The organism is Actinobaculum massiliense, assembly GCF_001457435.1.
Taxonomy (GTDB): domain Bacteria; phylum Actinomycetota; class Actinomycetes; order Actinomycetales; family Actinomycetaceae; genus Actinobaculum; species Actinobaculum massiliense.
In genome coordinates this window covers 794,999-814,098 of record NZ_LN881717.1, presented here as the reverse complement: position 1 = coordinate 814,098, position 19,100 = coordinate 794,999, and the positions used below count along the sequence as shown (strand labels likewise).

Below are 19,100 nucleotides of genomic sequence, written 5' to 3'. Positions count from 1 at the left end.
AAGCCGTTGTGTAAACTGCAATGTCAGTGAGATCAAGGATGGAGGGGACGATTTGAGCACGCTCGTTATCGTGGAGTCGCCCGCCAAGGCGCGCACGATTAATCAGTATCTGGGGCCGGAGTTTGAAGTTTTGGCTTCGGTGGGGCACATTCGCGACCTTCCCCAGCCCTCCGAGTTGCCCGAGTCCATGAAGAAGGGCCCATTCGGCAAATTCGCCGTCGACGTCGATGGCGACTTCGAACCGTACTACGTGGTAGCCCCGGACAAGAAGAAAACGGTCAGCGAACTGAAGAAGGCGCTCAAGAACTCCGACGAACTCCTCCTCGCAACCGATGAGGATCGCGAGGGAGAGGCGATTGCCTGGCACCTCGCGGAGGTTTTGAAACCCAAGGTTCCCACCAAGCGCATGGTCTTCCACGAGATTACCAAAGAGGCGATTCAGCGCGCGCTGGAAAATCCGCGTGCTGTGGATACGCAACTTGTAGACGCGCAAGAATCGCGCCGGATCCTCGACCGCTTGGTCGGCTATGAGGTCTCTCCGCTTTTGTGGCGCAAAATTTCCACCGGTCTTTCCGCCGGGCGCGTGCAGTCGGTGACCACCCGTTTGGTGGTGGAGCGCGAACGCGAGCGAATGGCGTTCGTTCCCGCCGAATACTGGGACGTCGCCGCCACCTTCACCGCGAAGGCCGGCAGTTTCGAGGCGAAGCTACAGGCCCTTGACGAGGCGCGCATTGCCACCGGTAAGGATTTCACGGACGGGGGCGCCCTCACCGAGGCTTCCCGCAAGAAGGGCGTTCGCCAGCTCGACGGCGAAGCGGCGGCCGCGGTTGCCGATGCCGTGGACGGCGCGCAGGCAGAAATTGCCTCACTGGAAAAGAAACCGTACAAGCGTCATCCGGCCGCGCCGTTCACCACTTCCAGCCTGCAGCAGGAGGCGGGGCGAAAGTTACGTTTCTCCGCTCGCGAGACCATGCGCACCGCCCAGCGACTCTACGAATCCGGTTTCATCACCTATATGCGAACAGATTCGACGAATCTTTCCCAGCAGGCAATGCAGGCCGCCCGCGCCCAGATTAAGGAAATGTACGGCGCGGAATCGCTTCCGGAAAAACCGCGCTATTACGCCTCCAAGCAGAAGGGCGCGCAGGAGGCGCACGAGGCAATTCGCCCCGCCGGAGATCATTTCCGCACCCCCGAGCAGGTGCGCGGGGAGCTGAACTCGCAGGAATTCGCGCTTTATGACCTCATTTGGAAGCGCACGGTAGCTTCCCAGATGGCCAGCGCAACCGGGCATACGGTGTCTTTGCGGCTGGCGGTGCCGATTGAAGGTGCGGCTGGCGCGCAGGTGGCCACCTTTGCGGCGTCGGGCACCGTGATTACCTTCCGCGGCTTCCTCGCCGCTTACGAGGAGGGGCGCGATAAGAGTCGGTACGACGACGGAAAAGAAACCCGCCTCCCGCAACTTGAGGCGGGGGAGAAATTGCGCGCTACCGATCCGCAACCGACCGGCCACGAAACCCAGCCGCCGCCGCGCTATACCGAGGCATCGCTGGTGAAGAAGATGGAAGAGCTAGGCATTGGCCGCCCCTCCACTTACGCCTCGACGATTTCCACCATTACCGATCGTGGCTATGTGGATCATCGCGGGCAGGCGCTGGTTCCTACCTGGACGGCGTTCTCGGTGGTCAAACTCCTTGAAGATAATCTTCCGGAGCTGGTGGATTACGACTTCACGGCAAAGATGGAGGAGGACCTGGACAGGATTGCCGAGGGTTCGGAGGACCGGGTTGAGTATCTTTCGAATTTCTGGCGCGGAACCGGGGAAGAAAAGGGCCTCGAGGGTCGGGTGGAATCGCTTGGCGATATTGATGCGCGGGCGGTGAATACCACCCAGCTGGGCGAGGGAATTAACCTCCGCAATGGTCGCTACGGGCCGTATCTGGAAGTGGAGGGCACCGATCAGCGCGCTTCGCTACCGCAGGGAATGGCTCCCGATGAGCTCAATTTGCAAAGCGCCAAGGAGATTCTGGAGAAAGCCGCCGCGGGCGACCGCGAACTCGGCGTCGACCCAGACACAAATCACCAGATTATTGTGAAAACCGGGCGTTTTGGGCCGTATGTTTCCGAGATTATTCCGGAAGGCGAGGTTGCCTATACTCCCACCGGGAAGATTTCTAAGAAGTCGCCCAAGCCGCGCACGGCCTCGCTTTTCAAGGAAATGCAGCCGGAGAGCGTGACCCTGGAGCAGGCCTTGCAGCTCTTGAGCCTGCCGCGCGTGGTGGGAACAACCGAGGACGGCACCGAAATCCAGGCGACGAACGGGCGCTACGGGCCGTATTTGAAGGCCGGCAAGGAAACGCGATCCCTGGAATCCGAGGGGCAGATTTTCACCCTGACCGAAGAGGAAGCGCGTGCGATTTTGGCGCAGCCCAAGCAGCGGCGCGGGCGGCAATCCCAGCCGCCGCTGAAGGAATTTGGCGAGGATCCGGTAACCGGTAGCCCGGTGGTGCTCAAGGATGGGCGCTTCGGCCCGTACGTGACCGACGGGAAGACCAATGCCTCCTTGCGCAAGGAGGATAGCGTGGAGACGATTACCGCCGATCGTGCCTACACCCTCCTGAGCGAGCGGCGCGCCAAGGTGGCGGCTAAGAAGCCGGCTCGCGGTAAGACGGCGAAGAAAACGCCGGCCAAGAAGACCACGGCGAAGAAGTCCACTACCAAGAAGGCTCCCGCCAAGAAGACCGCAACCAAGTCAACAGGTGCGGCAAAGTCGACGGTGAAGAAGGCTCCCGCCAAGAAAACCGCTACCAAGAAGGAAGCCGCGTCGAAGGACGCCGGCTCGGCTGGCGCGAAGGAAGAGTAAATGGCACGCGGCCTTTTCATTTCCTTCGAGGGTGGGGACGGCGCGGGGAAGAGCACCCAGGTGCAGTTGCTAGCCCAATGGCTGGAGGCTCGGGGATATCCGGTGGTCGTCACGCGCGAGCCGGGCGGAACTCCGCTCGGGAAGCGCGTGCGGCAAATGCTTTTGCACGGGGGAGAGGTCTCTCCGCGAGCGGAGGCCCTGCTCTATGCCGCCGACCGGGCACAGCATATTGATGCGCTTGTTCGCCCGGCACTCGAGGACGGCGCGGTAGTCATTACCGACCGCTATATCGATTCCTCGCTGGCCTACCAGGGTGGGGCCCGTGAGCTCGAGGGAATACGTGAGATTTCCGAATGGGCCGTGCAGGGGCTGTGGCCGGACGTCACGATTTTGCTGGATCTTCCGGAGACGGTCGGGCTTGATCGGGCCGGGAACGAACAAGAGGCTGATCGCATAGAGTCTGAGGGCGCTAGCTTCCACGCGGATGTGCGCAAGCGATTTTTGCAGCTGGCCGCTGCCGAGCCGGAACGAATCTCCGTGCTCGATGGGAGCCAGTCAATTGAAGACATTGCGCGGGCCGTGCGGGATCTGATTTTTCCGCACCTGCCAGTAAAGGCTAGCTAATGCGGGTTTGGGATTCTCTGGTGGGCCAAGGGCAGGCGGTTGACGTCCTTATGAAGGCGGCTTGGGCCTCGCGGATCGGAGACGCCACCGTGGCGCAGCCCGAAGGATCGGCAGATCCGCGGGCGGAGGGGCTGAGTACCCAAGCGATGGCGCAGGCTTGGCTTATCACCGGCCCGCCCGGATCGGGCCGGTCGAATGCGGCTCTGGCCTTTGCCGCCGCGCTGGAGTGCACCGGAGAAACCCCGGGATGCGGGACGTGCAATGAGTGCCGCTCGGTGATAGCCCGGGTACACCCCGATGTGCGCCACCTCGACGCGGTGGGCGTTACGATTACGGTGGAGGAGACCCGCGCGATGGTGGCGGATTCCTATACTTTCCCCAGTATTGGCCGCCGCCGCGTCATCATTATTGAAGATGCGGACCGTATGCTCGAACGCACCACAAATGTTCTGCTCAAGGCCATCGAGGAACCACCCGCGGAGACGGTGTGGATTCTTATCGCCCCCTCCGCCGAGGATATGTTGCCCACCATTCGTTCTCGCTGCCGGCACGTGGCGCTGGTGGTGCCGCCCGCGCAGGCGGTGGCCGAATTGCTCCAGAATCGCTACGCGGTGGAGCCAGAGCAAGCCTTGCATTTTGCGCGCGCTGCTCAATCGCATATTGGCCGGGCGGCAGGTCTGGCTACCGACGCTGAAACGCGCGATCACCGCCAGCTCACCATCCGGGCTGCTTTGGGTGTGCAATCAACGGGCGAGGCCGTGCTCGCCGCCATGCGCCTTTTTAACGGGTACGAGGATTCGGAAGGTAAGAAGGCCCGCGAGCAAGAGGCGAAAGCGTACGGGAAGGCCCATCCCGACGACGAAGAGGCGCAGGACCCGTCTTTGACCGCGGAAGAAAAGCGCGAGCGGAAAGACCTTAAACGCCAGCTCGGAGTGGAGACGAGCCGCGAACTGAAACCCGCTCAGCGCGGAATGTGGCGCGACCTGATCAAAATGCAGGAAAAGCGTCGCACCCGCGCGGTACGAGACCGCTTGGACCTAGCGCTTCTCGATCTGCTCGCCGTCTATCGCGATGTCCTCACGGTTCAGGTGGGCGCTCAAGTTCCGCTGGTCAATGAGGATTTTTCCGCCCAGATTACGCAGGTGGCCGCCTCCACCAGCCCCTTGCTCACAGTCCATCGCATGGATGCGATCTCCACCGCCCGCGAGCGCCTAGCGGCAAACGTAGCCCCGCAACTCGCGCTCGAGGCGATGTTCGTTTCCTTGCGCCCCTCGGCGCTCGGCGCATAGCGGCCACGCCTTCCGCGCCGCGCCTGCTTCTACATTCCCTCGCAGAGCCCTAAGCGGCACGCTAATCCAGTGCAAAAGTGGGCGGAAGGTCGAGCCTCTCGCGAGGTTGCCCTTCCGCCCACTTACGCGGCGCAGTCTGTGTGCTTTAGTTCATCGACACCAGGATCTTCACCTCGGTGGGATCCTTCAGCTTCTCCAATCCGTCTTCGACGTAACGGTCCGCCTTAATCTTGGAGGTGATGAACGGCTTGAGGTCTACCAAGCCCTCCTGCACCAGGCGAATCGCTTCCGGATGGTCGTTCGCGTAGCCGATGCATGAACCGATTGAGCGGTCCTGCATGGTCAGCGAGCCCATCACGTTCAGCTCGTAAGGCTGGAGGTGCAGCGCAATGATTTCCACGTGACCGCTCGGCCCGAGGACGTCGAATAGCTGGTCCACAACGGCGCCCACGCCGGCGGCGTCGAAAGCGACGTCCGCCATAAAGCCGTCCGTTTCCTCCTTCACGATTTCCTTGAGGTCTTCGTTCTTCGGGTCGACGACGACGTCGGCAACTCCCGAATCCAGTGCCTTCTGGCGGCGCACTTCCGAGAGCTCGGAAATGATCGTCTTCACGCCGTAGGCGTGCAGGGTTGCCGCCGTGAGCAGGCCAATTGGGCCCGCTCCGCCGATGACGGCCACCAGTCCTTCGCCGTCTTCCTCGCTGTAAATCCCAGCGTGGCGCACGGCGTGCAGAGCAACCGAAAGCGGCTCGAACAGTGCGGCTTCGTCAAGCGGAACATCACCCACCGGATGCACGAAACGTTCTTCCACCACGATATGCTCGGCGAGCCCACCGCCGCGGCCAGAAATTCCGATGAAGCCCATCTTCTCGCAGAGGTTGTATTCATCGCGCTGGCAGGCCGGGCACTCGCCGCAGACCATCAGCGGCTCCACGCACACCGACTCACCCACGCTCAGGCCCTCAACGCCCTCGCCGATCTCTTCGATCGTTCCGGAGAACTCGTGGCCGAAAACCACCGGGATGGTCTCGCCCGAAATTGGATGAGGTTCAGTTTCAGTGGGGGCCGGCGGCATGGCGCCGTCGAAATAAAGATGGACGTCCGAGCCGCAGATGCCGTTGAAGGCCGGCGCGATCTTCACCGTGCCCGGGCGCAGTTCCGGCTCCTCGATCTCTTCGAGACGTACGTCTTCTTTGCCGTAGTAACGAATGGCTTTCATTCTTCCTCCTGGAGATAGATCGTGTATGAATACGGGGAGGGCGCTTGGTGGCACAGCCGCCACCCTTGGGTAGGCGGTGGCTACCTCGCGCGAAGTGAAAAATAATCTGTGACTCCCACCATAGTGGGCGGAGGTGGAGTGGAAAAAGATTCCGCATCGGATTACGGCTTTAGCTGAAAAGGTGGCGTGGGCAGGTTGGCCCGCCCTGCCCGGGAAGGCCGGGGTCTTCGGGCCAGCCCGAGCGATACGGCCCGAGCTATCCGCCCGGACCGAGCCGGCCGAGCCGACCTGCGCGGTCGGGTCTGTGTAGATAACGGTCGGGCTTGTGTAGATAAGGACGGGTCTGTGTGGATAGTGGGCGGAGAGCCGCGGTGTGCCCTAGGCTACGAGGTGTGAAGAGGAAAATCGTTGCCGTACTTGCAACCGCACTTCTCGGTCTTAGTGGATGCGCCACGGGCGCGGTTTACCGTGGCCTAGGCGGCTCAACCTCCCATCCCCAGCCCTCGCCCGTTGGCCCTTCTCCGACGCAGACGTCGGATGCGCCCTCGGGTCTGCAAAAGTTCTATGACCAGGAGGCGGACTGGAGCGAGTGCGGGAAATTTGAATGCGCGGAGGTGGAGGTTCCCCTCAACTACGAGGAGCCCGATGCCGCGACAATCAAGATTTTTATGAAGCGGCGCCCCGCGAGCGGAGCTAAGCTCGGTTCGCTTTTCCTTAATCCCGGCGGGCCGGGAGGTTCCGGTGCGGATATGCTCGCCTCCCTCGATGCTTATCTTTCTCAGGAGATCCAGGACGCCTATGACGTCATCGGCTTCGACCCACGCGGAGTTGGCAAGTCCAGTCCGGTTAAATGCTTGGATGATGCGGAGTTGGGACGGCTCATGGACGCGTCCTACTCGGGAACGCCCGAGGAGCAACAAGCGGCGAGGGAGAAGGATCTGAAAATCCTCACTGACGGTTGTCAGAAGCGTTCCGGGGAAATCCTGCCCTTCGTGGGAACAGAGCAGGCCGCGCGCGATATGGACGTGATGCGCGCGGTGGTGGGCGATCCGCTACTCAACTACCTCGGATTCTCCTACGGCACCTTTCTCGGCGCACAGTATCGTGAGCTTTTCCCCGAGAATACCGGTCGCATGATTCTCGACGGCGCCGTTGATTCCAGCCTCGGTGCGGCGCGCATGAGTGCCGAACAGTCCGATGGCTTTGAAGTTGAGCTACGCAGGTTCGTGGAATATTGCCAATCGCGCGAAAACTGCCCGCTTGAGGGAAGCGTGGATGACGGGCTCACTCAAATTAGGGCGTGGATCGACGAAGCGAAAGAAAACCCCTTCGAGGGGAAGGGTGATCGAAAGGTTAATGACTCTATCCTCATCAATGGACTGATTACCACCATGTATGACGACACCTACTGGAACTACACCATTAGTGCCTTCCGGGAGATGAAGGACCATCGAGACGCGAATCTTTTCCTCACGCTTTCGGATTTGACCAATGGGCGCAACTCAGACGGTAGCTTTGAGAACAATATGTTCGAGGCAAACATTGCAATTAACTGCGCCGACTACCCTGCTGCCACTCAGGAGGAAATTGACGCAGCCATCGATCACACCAAGGGCAATACGGTCCTCGGAACTACCTTTACCGAAAGTGACACCTGCAAGTTTTGGCCCGCTTCACCCGACACCGTCCCCGGGTTGTTCACCGGGAAAGGCGGAGCGCCGGTCGTCGTCGTCGGAACGAAATACGATCCAGCCACCCCGCTCGCGTGGGCGGAGTCGATGGCGGATGCGCTTGACTCGGCGGTGCTGGTAACCTACGAGGGTGACGGCCACACGGCTTACAGCCGCGGCGGTAAGTGCGTGCAGGAGCCGCTCGATAATTACCTTCTCACTGGGGAAGTGCCGCGGGATGGCCTGACCTGCCCGAAGGTGTAGCGATGTGGTGGTGCCGGTAGTTCTGTAGGCATCGGTGCAACGAACGCCTTTGCGAGCCTACGTGTCGACCACCTTCGCAATCTCCTACGCGGCAGAAGCCATCGCATCTGCACCTGCCTGCAACGCGGGCGTTACGCATGCCACGTCGAAATGTTTGCGGCAAGCGGCACTAGCTCGCTAAGCTGTTTCCTGTTGCTTTTACGCGCCCCTAGCACCGGCCGGCTAGCCGGTAGCGCTAGTGAAGGTTTCGTAAATGCACGCCACCTTAGCTCAGTCGGCAGAGCGATTCACTCGTAATGAATAGGTCATGAGTTCGATTCTCATAGGTGGCTCCACTAGGACGCTCATTTTGATACAAAAAATGGGCGTCCTTTTGTTTTAGTTTCGGTTGTTCTCAGCGCGCACTCCTTCGCCTCAAAACCGGTGGAATAACCGACGTTGCCAAAGCAAAACCATCTATCTCAAAGTTCTGGACTAATCGTTCTGGAATGCGTATTCTAAAACTATGGGAAGGCCACGGGAGTTCGATACGGACACCCTCCTGCAACAGGCTGGTGAACTATTCATATTGCGAGGCTATAACGCAACGTCGATTGATGAGATTGTGAAAGCCACGGGAGTTGTGCGGGGAAGTCTGTATTCAATCTTCGGATCGAAGCAGGGGATATTCATTGCAGTGCTGGAGGAGGCGGCAAAGGAGTGGAGTGAATCTGTGGTGCCGGATGGAGAGTTAGGGGCCACTGGTGCACGAGGCGATTTTCAAACGCTGTTGAGCCTCTTGAACGTCGCTGTTTTCGAGATTGCATCTGTTAGCCCGGATGTTGCTGAACTGGTGCAACACATTATCAATGAATATGGGATTACTGCCCAAGCCCTAGGTCAGCGCGCACTTGAACGGGCTGGCTTAACTGAAGCGGATCTTTAAATCTAATATCGGTAACAAGGAAAGGTCATGTCTCGTAACAAGGTTGAAATTCAGGGCGCAGAGCTAGTCGTTACCCCGCAGGGGTTGGACAAACTGTGGTCGTTCACAAAAGAAATCCGTGTGCCACTCTCGCTTGTACGAGGAGCCACTTACGATCCGGGCATTGTGAAAGAGCCGAAGGGGATACGAGCTCTGGGGCTCAACACGCTTGGCAAAAAGGTATCGGCCACCTACCGCAAAGATCACGAGCAACACTACTGGAACGTGACCGGTGCGGCAGATGTTCTCGTCATTGAACTTGATCCGACGTTTAAGTACAGGCGCCTCATTCTTTCTGTCGACGATCCAACCGGTCTAGAACAGGAAATCAATAGGCAAGTCCTCGCTGACCGGGGATAGTGATTGGCGCCCCGTTTAGCGGGAGTTAGATCTTCTTGGGCGAAACGCAGCAAATACCGAGCGCGGTGTGTATTCATTCTCTTGGGTGAGCAACACCAGAAATCCCGGCCCGCTCGACGCCCGGTATCAAAATGAGAGTCTCAATATGTGAATCCCCCGGTTTACTGCGGAAATCCGGGGGATTCTATTTTTATCGGCTATCTCCCACTGGGCCGATTCTCGGATATTTTGCCTGAATCCGTGGAAGAAAAGCGCTCTCTGACCTTGAAAACAGTCAGACCGCCGACGAGGAGTGCGAGCTGAAAAAGATAAGTTATCCAGAACTCCTTGGGCACGCCCTGACGTCCGATAAAGATCCAATCCACACCGGATGAATAAAGTGCGAGAGGAACCGGCACCAAGAGGAAAATTGCCACAGTTACCGCGAGAGCCCTCCAGGTAGTGTCCTTCTTCTTTTTCATGAAGTTATACTAGCGGAACCCGCTTGATGGGAACCTTTCTCCCAATTCGCGATCGGTCCTGCCTTGACCGTGAACAGAGGATGAGGTTGAAGTGGGCTCCCTTGCAGGTTCTTCTCCCAGCCAGGTGCCCGCTTGGCAATTTTCATCCGCAAGTGCGCCTCTTCAAACTCCAATTGCCCTGTAGTTACAGATATTCGGACTGCTGAATTCTTAACAGTAGAGGCGGCAACGCCAGCTCTACTCGTAGCTGACCATTCGCGTGCCTCCGGATAATCGATCTTTGCCCCATTGAAGGAGTACCCACGCCGTGTGGCTTCCTCCCAAACTTCCCAGAGATAAATACCAATTGCTGCTAGAGGATCTGGCTGGCCTCGAAAGCGTTCGAGTTGCGGATGGTGTGTGTATCCGCGGGTTTTACCGCTAAGAACAGCCTGCGCGAGGAGCGCTTCACGCCACAGTGCAACAAGCCCCGCGCGATCTAGATATTTCGGATGGATCGACCACAACCTCATGGTCGCCATTCTAATAAATTCAAACCGGAGTATTTTCGGGCATCTTGTGGTTGAGATTTCCAGGTCGGATAGCTATCGGTTGCTCGCGGAAATCAATTACCGCTGTTCGCTGGCTCTAAGGATTAAGCCTTGATAGGTAACGCGTTTTCTATGGATGACATTGGGTAAATCCGTGGCCTGAATAGTTAAAAAGGAGGAGAATGGGTGAGTCATTCAAAATGGGTCTCTCGAAAGGAATTGAAATGCGGAATCTGGGTGGGCTCCTTGCGGGTGCTCTTGCCTTAGCGTTAGGTCTTTTTACCGTGCCTGGAGGGGTTGCCCTCGGTGACGATAACACTACCTGGAGTCAACTTGTTAATCGGGTGGCGAGCCTCAATAGCGGTAGTGAAGAGAATATTTCTATTGACGGGGCGATCACCGCAATTGAGGGGCAGCCTCTCGTTGTGCCCGCGGGAGCAAGCCTCACTTTGAGTGGGAAGGGAGAGGTGTCAGGACCCGGGGGAGACACCATCAAGGTGGAGGCCGGAGCCCATCTGAGACTCGCTGGTCCGTCCTTCTCCAAGGCGCGAATTAGCGTGGAAGGTGGAGCCCTCGATTTTGTTGACGGGTCAATTCACGACACGAAGATGACCGGTCCGATCATTTTTGTCAAAGACGGAACGTTCAAAATGGGTGGCACCGCTGATTTTTCACGGAATGACGTCACTAACGTTAGCGGAGCGCTACCAGAAGGCGTCAAGGAGCACCTCTACGCGCCGATCACTGTTTACAACGGTAAAGGTGTGAGCATTACAGGTGGAACAGTAACGCATAACCATGGTTATCAACGGGGCGGTGCTATCGGTATATGGGGGAGCCCTGATGCTCCTACACCCGTCGTTCTAACTGGTGGCGAGATTTCGGGTAATGACGCAATTCATCCTCGCTGGAACGGATACGGCGGTGGCGTTTACGCCACGGAAGCAAACGTGACCTTAGACGGAGCAACGATGGCGGGGAATACCGCCGAGAATGGCGGTGGCCTGGCGATTGAAGGCGGGGAGAGCTTCTCTCTAAAAAGCGGGCTGGTCAAGGAAAACACTAACGGTAAGTACGACGGTAGAGGCGGCGGTGTTTACGTCTCAAACGTGAAAGCCGTAGACATCTCGGGTGGTGCCATAGAGAAGAACACTGCCAATGGTCACGGCGGCGGAATCTTGGTTATGGGCGGCAAGAACGTCACGTCTGATGTAGCCATAAGCGGTGGGAGCATCTCGCTGAACACAACCGTCGGTAATGCTGGATATGGTGGAGGCGCCTACATTCAGAAAGCCAATGTGACGATTAAGGACGGCAAGTTCGCTGAAAATAATGCGGCTACGGGCGGTGGCGGAATTGGCATCCGCGCCAGCAAAGCCTCGATTAGCGGCGGAGAATTTGCGGGCAATACGGCCGGACTGTCTGGTGGCGGGCTGTATCTTTCCGGCGAATCCAGCGCCACCATGACAGCTGCCAATATCCATGACAATACGTCGAAGGGTTTCTGGGGAGGAGGCGGAATCTTCATTGAGAAAGACTCCAGCCTCAACGTCCACAATGCGCTTATCCGTGGCAACACGATCAAAGACGTAATCCTGGTAGGGGCAGGAAGTGCCATTCGTGTTAGTCCCCAAGGTGGCGGAGTCTGGAACTGTCCGACGGGCCAAACCACTCTGAAGATTACAAAGGGCGTCGCTATTTTCGATAACTCCGCCCCGGATGCGGGTAGAGAAAAGCAATACAAGGGTGCCGGTGACGATTTTGTGGGGATCGCGGCACACCAATTCGAAGAGGCCGTGCCCGCAAATCCGGGGCAACCGGTTTCTATCTCCGAAAGGATGCTAGGCGGTGGCGAGCGCATCTGGTACCAAGATGGTTCCGTCTACAATATTCACAAGAACTGGCTTCCGGGAAAACAGCTCCCACGCTATGCTCCGGGCGCCGAAAATACCCGCATCGAGTACGACACCGAATACAAGGTCAACCGTGCCTTCAAGTCCGTGCCGAGCGAAGAGTCCAAGCAACTTGCTGAGCGCCTGGCAACTGTTCGAATCGAGAACAACTACGCGACTCGTACCGGCATCAGCGGCGCTGGTATAGCTAATAACGGGCGTCTCACGTTTGGTGAAGATGGGTGGAAACTGAAGATAACGAAGAGCTGGGAAGATGATGATCCGGGCGCGCGTCCCGCAAGCATTACTGTAGATGTGCTTGTTGGCGGCGTAACGGTTGTCAGAGGGGTCGAGCTGACGAAAGCCAATAACTGGGAAACGGTTATTGAAAACTTCCCGAACCCTGAAACCCTTATTGATGCCAAAACGGGGGAGCGTCTTCCGCTGGAATTCAAGGAAAGCGGTGCTGATGGATACTCCATGGAGGTAGCGGAGCGTCCAATGGCGTCTGAATTAACCTATGCCGTCACCCTCACCAATCGGCTTGTCACGTCGGTCGATGTTTCGAAGCAGTGGCTCGATTCTGATGGAACCGCGCTCGTAGCTGGCGACCAACCGCAAAAAGTCGAGGTCGAACTCTTGGCAGACGGCGCACCGACTGGGCAGAAGCTCCAGCTGGTGGCCAGGAACTCCTGGGCGGGAACGTTCACGGATTTGCCGAAGTATAAGGATGGCAAGCTCATCAACTACGCGGTGCGTGAGGTTGCAGTTCCTGGATTTACCTCCGAAGTGACGGGGACGCCCGCGGGTGGATTCACCGTAGTAAATACGAAGATTCCGCCAGAGAAGACGCAGGTTCAGGTTCTCAAGAAATGGCTGGACTACGACGGCAGTGTGCTCGCGAGCGCTTTGCCAGAGTCGGTTGATGTGGAGTTGTTGGCCGACGGCGTCGCTACCGGCCAGAAGATAACTTTGACAAAGGAAAATTCCTGGGTGGGCACGTTCAAGGATTTGCCGAAGTACAAGGACGATGGCTCAACCTTGATCAAGTACACGGTCAAGGAGTCGCCGGTTCCCGGATTCGTTACCGCTGTTGCGGGTTCGAGCGGTCAAGGGTTCACGGTGACGAACACCCGGGAAACTCCACCACCGCCGAAGGTCACTGAGTTGTTGGTGCAAAAGCAGTGGGTCGATTCCGACGGCGATGTTGTTGACCGGAATCTGCCCCGGGCAATTGAGCTCCAGCTCGTGCGTGTGGCGGCAGGAGAGAATATCCCGGTTGGTGATCCAGTGGAGGTCACGCCGGATAGCGAGGGCCGGTGGCAGTACCTCTTTACCGATTTGCCGATAGAGGTAAATGGCGAAACCGCCGTCTACTCGGTGGTAGAGAGCCCGGTCGATGGTTTCACTGCCTCGGTGGGCGAGATTATCGATGGCAAGGTGACGCTGACAAACAAGCAGAACACCCCTCCGCCGTCGACACCGCAAACGACGCCGCCAACGGTTTCACCGACGACACCGCCGAGTAAGCCGCCGTTGGTGCCGACGGGCGCTCAGGTGGGTGGCCTGCTTGCGGCCGGTGCGGTGATGGCGCTACTTGGAGTCGCGATTGTGCGGCGACGCGGCGATAGCTAAGGCGCACGCTATGTAGCGACGCAAAAAGCCCCTCGGGAATCTGACTATCGATTCCCGAGGGGCCTCCGCTATCTGAGTGCCCTAGAGTGCCGGATCGGCCATCCGCACGCGGGCGACTTCGGAGCGATTGGGCGAATAGGCTCCGGCGTGGCTTACCGTCAGCCCGGAGGTGATGGTGGCCCGGTGGAGGGCGTCGCGCACTTGCGCGAGCTTGGCGCTACGCAAGCGATGCTTGGCTTCCACGCTGCCCAGCAGTCCGGCGTCGAGCAGGCCGGAAATGAGGCCGGCCATGAACGAATCGCCAGCTCCCACCGTGTCACCGACCTCCACATTAAGCGGATCGATAACGAGCATGTCGCGGTCGCCCGCCACCTTGGCGTAGGCACCCCACGGGCCGCGAGTGGCAACAACCATTCCGGCACCGAGGGAGAGCCAGTGGCGTAGAACCTTTTCGGTGGGAACATCGGGCCCGTAGAACCAGGCGATGTCCTCATCGGAAGCCTTAACGAGGTCGGAAAGGCCGATGATTTCTTCGATCTGCGGCACAACGTCCTCGCGGCTTCCCATAATGGATGGGCGGGCGTTCGGGTCATAGGAGACCGTGCCGGCGAGCGCCATATTCTTCACTGCGGCCAGCACATCTTTGCCGCCGGGGGCGAGGGTGGCAGAGAAACTGCCCGTGTGCAGGTGGGAGATCTCCGTTGCCTCCGGGAGGTGGGGAACTTGCCAGTCCAGATCGAAGGTGTAGCTGGCTTGGCCATCTTCGTCGATCTGGGCATCCGCAACCGGCGTGCGCGCTGCGCCGTCGGACCCCGAAACGATCCCCACGCCGGCCGCGCCGAGGTGCTCCTCAATCATTTTCCCGTGAGCGTCGCGCCCCCACCACGAGCCAATCAAAGTCGGATGCTCGAGTTGAGCAATCCCGCAGGCCACGTTGAGCGGGCTACCGCCAACGTGCTCCTCGGTGGGAGCGCCGGCGCGGGAGATGACGTCAATAAGTGCTTCGCCCAGGCAAAGAACGGGGCGGGCATTTTCTGCTGCAGAAGTGGTATCCATATCAGTTCCTCCTAGACCTATCCGTGTCTACTTTTCCTCGAGCCCCAGGGTGGAGGCCATTTCCTCGAGCGGAATCCCCTTCGTTTCGGGCATGATCTTCAAAACCCAGAATAGCTGGCCGCACATGCACAGGAAGAAGAAGAGGAAGCTTACCCCACCGCCGAACATCGAAAGCATCGACGGGAAAGCGAAGGACGTAAGAGCGGCGAAAGCCCAATGGGTCGTCGAACCGAAGGACTGACCGCGCCCGCGCACCCGGTTGGGGAAGATTTCCGAGATGAAGACCCAGATAACCGAGCCCTGGCCAAAAGCGTGGGCGGCGATGAAGGCGAGGAGGCCAACGAGCACCATCCAGGAGGAGGTGGAAGTGAAGTTGCCTTCGAACTTGAACATGACGAAGGTGAGGAACCCGAGGCTCACCAGGTAGCCAATCGAGCCCACCAGCATGAGCGTGCGGCGGCCCAACTTGTCGATCACCGTGAGGGCCAGCATGGTGGCGATGAGGTTCATGAAGCCGACGGCGATGGACATGAGATAGGAGGCGCTTTCACCGGCACCGGCTTCCTGCATCACCATCGGGGCGTAGTAGAGAATCGCATTAATGCCCGAGAGCTGGTTAAACATTGCAATGCAGAAGGCCATGAGGATGACCTTGCGGTAGCGCTTCGTAAAGAAGGGAACGCGCTTGGCGCTCGCCTTGGCGTCCGCCTGCAACTGCGCTCGAATCTCGGCAATCTGATTCTCGGATTCTTCTTCGGTGCGGCACAGCCGCTGGCTGACCTCGCGTGCCTCGGCTTCGCGGCCTTGGCTCATTAGCCAGCGCGGAGTTTCCGGAACGCTGAAGAGGAGAGAAATGAAGATGAGGGCGGGAATTGCCATTACTCCGAGCATCCAGCGCCAGGCGTCGGGGCCATCCACGACGGCGCGAATAATTGCGTTGGATGCGTACGCCACGAGAATTCCGAGCACGATATTGAACTGCACCAGGCCCACCAGGCGCCCGCGATGGGCGGCGGGGGAGATTTCCGCGGTGTAAATAGGTGCGCAAACGCTGGAGAATCCAACACCAATACCGCCCAAAATGCGGCAGGTAATGAAGAGCCAGTAAGCGGACGCCGGTGAAAGCGCGGTGCCGAGGGCGCCAACGAGGAAGAGCCCGCCCATGGCGAACAGCATTTTCTTGCGACCGAAGCGATCAGCCAGGGAGCCGGCAAAGATAGCGCCAATAATTGTTCCGATAGTTGCGCTTGAAACAGCGAAGCCCAGCCCGAAACTGTCCAGGCCGAAGACTTGTTCAAGGGATTTCGTGGTACCAGAGATCACTGCGGTATCGAAACCGAAGATCAAACCACCTAGCGCCGCCACGATTGCGCTACGAAGTACGAGCCCGCTCGGGCCGGATTTCTGTTGTTCTACTGCTTCACTTGCCATTGTGAGCTGCCTTCCAGCTAAGTGCCGAGCCAGGGCCAATGAGCGGTTGTCCGCTTACCGCCTCGGTGAACCTGGTCTTGTCGGCTGACAACGTTGTCATGTTTAAGACGATAAAGGACAAATTTTGCTTTTGCAAGTCCTGATTTTCGCGATCTGGCAGACAACTCTGACACAATGGAGACATGGTGAGGTCAAGAGTGACAATGAAGGACGTGGCTTCCCACGCGGGAGTGAGTCTGAAGACGGTGTCTCGAGTGGTCAATGGGGAAGCCGGGGTTTCCCTCGAAACGCGCCAAAGCGTGGACGACGCAATTGAAGCCCTCGGATATCGAACAGATCTTCAAGCCCAGGCTCTGCGCCGCACCGACCGCCGCTCGCACACCGTGGGGTTGCTTATCTCTTCCGTGGCAAATCCCTTTGACTCCGCCATTCACGCTGCCCTGGAAGAGGTGGCGCGGCAAAACTCCGCGAGCGTCCTCGCGCTTTCCTCGAATGACGATCCGGAAACGGCCCGCGCCGGGGTAGCCGTGCTCGCCCAGCACCAAATTGACGGCCTAGTTTTTTCACCGGTCACCGATGACCAAAGCTGGCTGGCCCAAATACTTGGGAAGCGCCCCGTCGTCGCCGTCGACCGCGAACCCGGAACCCCGGTAGGCGACGCCGTGGTTTCGGACAACCGGGTCGGCGCACTTCGAGCTACCCGCCACCTGCTCAGTCAGGGGCACACGAAAATTGCGTTCTTCGGGGATCGCGAGCAAATTCAGACCGCTCGCGCCCGCCGCTCCGGTTTTGAGCAGGCCATGAAGGAGGCGGGAATCGAGACGCTGGCGGAGCTGTGGCGCCCCAACCTCGCCGGCGAAGAGGCAGCTCGCATGGCCGCTCACGAGATGCTCACCGGTCCCACGCCGCCGACGGCGATTTTCGCCGCGCAAAACACGCTCACCGCGGGAGTTTTGCGGGCGCTTCGCGATCTTCAACTCGATGAGCGCGTGGCCGTCATTTCCTTTGACGATCTTCCCTACGCCGAGCTTTTCAAGGTGGGCCTGACGGCGATCACCCAGGACCCTCATCGCATTGGTCAAATCGCCGCCGAGCGCCTCTTTGGGCGCATCAACGGGGAAATCACCGGCGAGCCGCGCACCATCACGGTTCCCACCGGTTTCGAGATTCGCGGTAGCGGCGAGATTCCGCCGGCTCGCTAGAGATTTAGGCGCTCCGGTTGCTGGTTGCTTTGGTGCTGGTTCGCGTTAGGCGCTCCGGTTAGCGTTCGGTGTGCGGACGGCGCAGTTTCCGCAGCGCCCAGCCGCCCGCCGCGAGGCAGGCTTAAGACACGGCGAGGGTAATCACGACGCCGGAGTTCACGCCGTAGCGGATCAGGGCTTCGGATCTGTGCTCAAGGCACTGCAGATCAGCATCCAATCAGCGTGCCACTCGCTTTGCGACCAGGCGGCAAGCTCCTCGGCCCAGGCCCGATACCCGGCCTCGTTGGGATGCGCCAACTCCTGCATGGTCCGCGCGTTCTCGGCCCCGAAAAGTCCGGCCGTTCCATCGGAAATCTCCCGGCGCGCGCCTTCCTCCAGGCTCACCTTCGCGAACCAGGAATCCTCGTCGCAAATCGTGTGGGGCGGCTGCGGAAAATCGCCCACGGAGGGTGCCATAGCAATCGGGTAGCCCTACCGGCCAAGTCATCGACCGCAGCGCTCGCTGATTGGTTGAGCGCCTCAATGAGTTGGTTTCCAAAGCGCACCTGAGAAGGCGAAAAGCCGAAAGGAGCGTCCGGGAGCTTCCCGCCGAACACCCCGAACATCCAGCTCACTGCCGCATGCCCGCGATTGTGTCCATCACTAAAGAAACTTTCCGCGCGCTACCCATTGGGCTGGGTAGGCAAAAGTTTGGGATAGGGGGAAACCACGAGCGGCGCCAACTGACCCACGCGGGCATGAATGAACTCCGGTGTGTTCATGGCATCGAGGATGTGCCGGTAGGAAACCGCCGTCATCGCCTGCTGGGCGCGTGCGTCCTCGAGGATGCACTTTTGATCGGTCGGTTCGTCGCAGCGCCCCATTAGGCATTTCGTCACCACGTTCGCAAAACCAATATCATTCCCGCCAATGGTGAGCAGACCCACGCCCGGTGCCTCACCATGGATTTTCATTTGGTCGGTTTGCGCGGGATGCGGCTGGCCGGTTTTATGCCCGGAGAGCCACGTGTCATACATGATCGCGCCCGAGCAGGCATAGATATTTGTGTCGCTTCCGCCCGGCACCGCCCCGTAGGTTTTCAGCGAGCGATGGCAGGGCAGATAGTCGCCGTCGCCCATATACGGCCCGGCACCTTCGCCCGAAGAATACGAATCGCCAATAGCAGTTAGTGGCCCGGCGGCGCCCCGCGGTGCGCGGGCTGCGTGGGCCTCTCGCCTGGCGCCGGTTGAGTGGGTCGCGCGGTTGGCGGGCCCTGGTACGGGCTGGATTGCGCGGGTTGGGTGAGTGGAGGCGGTGTTTCCGTTGCGGGGATCCAATCCATGAACAGCATCGTTCATAAATAACGCGGACTTTGAAGCCAGGCTATCGGTCATGCGCATCGGGCGTGACTGTTAAAAAATGCATTTTCTAGGGCCTATCGCCGCCGAGTCGAATTTCGGCATCTAGCTGGGCAAATGCGTCGGCGGCAAGAAAGTGGCGGGTCCGTGCACGCTAAGTAGTGCCGGGCAGAGGTTAGGTAAAAACTGTGGGGACGAGAGCTTCGAGCTCTCGTCCCCACTGGTTTATGTATTTATGCCTACGCCGCTTATCGCGGGTTTTCTAGGAAACGCCGCGCGTGGCAGGAGCGCGGGGCAACGAGG

General features: G+C 59.1%; 15 protein-coding genes and 1 tRNA gene. 9 read left to right on the top strand and 7 right to left on the bottom strand.

Annotated elements, in window-relative coordinates:
• The first annotated feature begins 52 nt into the window (after positions 1-52).
• Genes topA through BN2664_RS05450 form a run of 3 tightly spaced genes read left to right on the top strand, consistent with a single transcriptional unit; the run spans position 53 to position 4,776 of the window.
• A complete protein-coding gene (gene topA / locus BN2664_RS05460; protein WP_007001207.1) occupies positions 53-2,863 on the top strand; it encodes a type I DNA topoisomerase in 2,811 nt (936 codons plus the stop codon).
• A complete protein-coding gene (tmk, locus tag BN2664_RS05455) occupies positions 2,864-3,487 on the top strand; it encodes a dTMP kinase (protein WP_007001208.1) in 624 nt (207 codons plus the stop codon). It abuts the gene before it with no gap.
• Positions 3,487-4,776, top strand: coding sequence for a DNA polymerase III subunit delta' (locus BN2664_RS05450; RefSeq protein ID WP_007001209.1), 1,290 nt, complete (start codon positions 3,487-3,489; stop codon positions 4,774-4,776). The genes tmk and BN2664_RS05450 overlap by 1 nt, the downstream gene beginning before the upstream one ends.
• A gap of 145 nt (positions 4,777-4,921) precedes the next feature.
• Here BN2664_RS05450 and BN2664_RS05445 read toward each other — a convergent pair whose 3' ends face one another.
• Positions 4,922-5,995, bottom strand: a complete 1,074-nt coding sequence (locus tag BN2664_RS05445; RefSeq protein WP_007001210.1) for a 2,3-butanediol dehydrogenase — start codon at positions 5,993-5,995, stop codon at positions 4,922-4,924.
• A 392-nt stretch (positions 5,996-6,387) separates the two neighbouring features.
• On the opposite strand from BN2664_RS05445, the gene BN2664_RS05440 reads away from it, so the two are divergent.
• From BN2664_RS05440 to BN2664_RS05425, 4 genes are all read left to right on the top strand, one after another.
• On the top strand, positions 6,388-7,929 hold the full coding sequence (locus BN2664_RS05440) for an alpha/beta hydrolase (RefSeq protein ID WP_051014119.1): 1,542 nt from the start codon (positions 6,388-6,390) through the stop codon (positions 7,927-7,929).
• 259 nt (positions 7,930-8,188) lie between these two features.
• Positions 8,189-8,264, top strand: a tRNA-Thr gene (locus BN2664_RS05435).
• A 170-nt stretch (positions 8,265-8,434) separates the two neighbouring features.
• The gene (locus tag BN2664_RS05430) at positions 8,435-8,854 is read left to right on the top strand and encodes a TetR/AcrR family transcriptional regulator (RefSeq protein WP_007001212.1); all 420 of its coding nucleotides are present in this window, start codon (positions 8,435-8,437) and stop codon (positions 8,852-8,854) included.
• A gap of 27 nt (positions 8,855-8,881) precedes the next feature.
• A complete protein-coding gene (locus tag BN2664_RS05425; RefSeq protein ID WP_007001213.1) occupies positions 8,882-9,253 on the top strand; it encodes a hypothetical protein in 372 nt (123 codons plus the stop codon).
• A gap of 197 nt (positions 9,254-9,450) precedes the next feature.
• Here BN2664_RS05425 and BN2664_RS05420 read toward each other — a convergent pair whose 3' ends face one another.
• The gene (locus BN2664_RS05420) at positions 9,451-9,714 is read right to left on the bottom strand and encodes a hypothetical protein (protein WP_007001214.1); all 264 of its coding nucleotides are present in this window, start codon (positions 9,712-9,714) and stop codon (positions 9,451-9,453) included.
• Positions 9,711-10,226 carry a pyrimidine dimer DNA glycosylase/endonuclease V gene (locus tag BN2664_RS09365; protein ID WP_081586577.1) on the bottom strand — a complete coding sequence of 172 codons (516 nt, stop codon included), beginning with the start codon at positions 10,224-10,226 and terminating at the stop codon, positions 9,711-9,713. Before BN2664_RS09365 ends, BN2664_RS05420 begins: the two co-directional genes overlap by 4 nt.
• Positions 10,227-10,426: 200 nt before the next feature.
• Here BN2664_RS09365 and BN2664_RS05415 point away from each other — a divergent pair, with 200 nt between their 5' ends.
• Entirely contained in the window at positions 10,427-13,771 is a 3,345-nt protein-coding gene (locus BN2664_RS05415) for a Cna B-type domain-containing protein (RefSeq protein ID WP_058120639.1), read from the top strand.
• Positions 13,772-13,852: 81 nt separating this feature from the next.
• On the opposite strand, the gene BN2664_RS05410 is transcribed toward BN2664_RS05415, so the two are convergent.
• Positions 13,853-14,827, bottom strand: a complete 975-nt coding sequence (locus tag BN2664_RS05410) for a PfkB family carbohydrate kinase (protein WP_007001217.1) — start codon at positions 14,825-14,827, stop codon at positions 13,853-13,855.
• Between the two features lie 27 nt (positions 14,828-14,854).
• Entirely contained in the window at positions 14,855-16,258 is a 1,404-nt protein-coding gene (locus BN2664_RS05405; protein ID WP_007001218.1) for a sugar porter family MFS transporter, read from the bottom strand.
• A 203-nt stretch (positions 16,259-16,461) separates the two neighbouring features.
• Here BN2664_RS05405 and BN2664_RS05400 point away from each other — a divergent pair, with 203 nt between their 5' ends.
• Positions 16,462-17,460 (top strand): LacI family DNA-binding transcriptional regulator, encoded by a 999-nt coding sequence (locus BN2664_RS05400; RefSeq protein ID WP_007001220.1) that lies wholly within the window; start codon positions 16,462-16,464, stop codon positions 17,458-17,460.
• A 171-nt stretch (positions 17,461-17,631) separates the two neighbouring features.
• Here the strand turns inward: BN2664_RS05400 and BN2664_RS05395 are convergent, their stop codons facing one another.
• Both BN2664_RS05395 and BN2664_RS05390 read right to left on the bottom strand, forming a co-directional pair.
• On the bottom strand, positions 17,632-17,916 hold the full coding sequence (locus tag BN2664_RS05395) for a hypothetical protein (protein WP_007001221.1): 285 nt from the start codon (positions 17,914-17,916) through the stop codon (positions 17,632-17,634).
• 206 nt (positions 17,917-18,122) lie between these two features.
• A complete protein-coding gene (locus BN2664_RS05390; protein WP_051014120.1) occupies positions 18,123-18,833 on the bottom strand; it encodes an SGNH/GDSL hydrolase family protein in 711 nt (236 codons plus the stop codon).
• Between the last annotated feature and the right edge of the window lie 267 nt (positions 18,834-19,100).

Excerpts from the sequence above, each read along its gene's own strand:
- BN2664_RS05405 (WP_007001218.1), bottom strand. The coding sequence starts at position 16,258 with ATGGCAAGTGAAGCAGTAGAACAACAGAAATCCGGCCCGAGCGGGCTC.
- BN2664_RS05445 (WP_007001210.1), bottom strand. The coding sequence starts at position 5,995 with ATGAAAGCCATTCGTTACTACGGCAAAGAAGACGTACGTCTCGAAGAG.
- BN2664_RS05415 (WP_058120639.1), top strand. The coding sequence starts at position 10,427 with ATGGGTGAGTCATTCAAAATGGGTCTCTCGAAAGGAATTGAAATGCGG.
- tmk (WP_007001208.1), top strand. The coding sequence starts at position 2,864 with ATGGCACGCGGCCTTTTCATTTCCTTCGAGGGTGGGGACGGCGCGGGG.
- BN2664_RS05420 (WP_007001214.1), bottom strand. The coding sequence starts at position 9,714 with ATGAAAAAGAAGAAGGACACTACCTGGAGGGCTCTCGCGGTAACTGTG.
- BN2664_RS05390 (WP_051014120.1), bottom strand. The coding sequence starts at position 18,833 with ATGACCGATAGCCTGGCTTCAAAGTCCGCGTTATTTATGAACGATGCT.
- BN2664_RS09365 (WP_081586577.1), bottom strand. The coding sequence starts at position 10,226 with ATGAGGTTGTGGTCGATCCATCCGAAATATCTAGATCGCGCGGGGCTT.
- BN2664_RS05450 (WP_007001209.1), top strand. The coding sequence starts at position 3,487 with ATGCGGGTTTGGGATTCTCTGGTGGGCCAAGGGCAGGCGGTTGACGTC.
- BN2664_RS05400 (WP_007001220.1), top strand. The coding sequence starts at position 16,462 with ATGAAGGACGTGGCTTCCCACGCGGGAGTGAGTCTGAAGACGGTGTCT.
- BN2664_RS05430 (WP_007001212.1), top strand. The coding sequence starts at position 8,435 with ATGGGAAGGCCACGGGAGTTCGATACGGACACCCTCCTGCAACAGGCT.
- BN2664_RS05395 (WP_007001221.1), bottom strand. The coding sequence starts at position 17,916 with ATGGCACCCTCCGTGGGCGATTTTCCGCAGCCGCCCCACACGATTTGC.
- BN2664_RS05410 (WP_007001217.1), bottom strand. The coding sequence starts at position 14,827 with ATGGATACCACTTCTGCAGCAGAAAATGCCCGCCCCGTTCTTTGCCTG.
- BN2664_RS05425 (WP_007001213.1), top strand. The coding sequence starts at position 8,882 with ATGTCTCGTAACAAGGTTGAAATTCAGGGCGCAGAGCTAGTCGTTACC.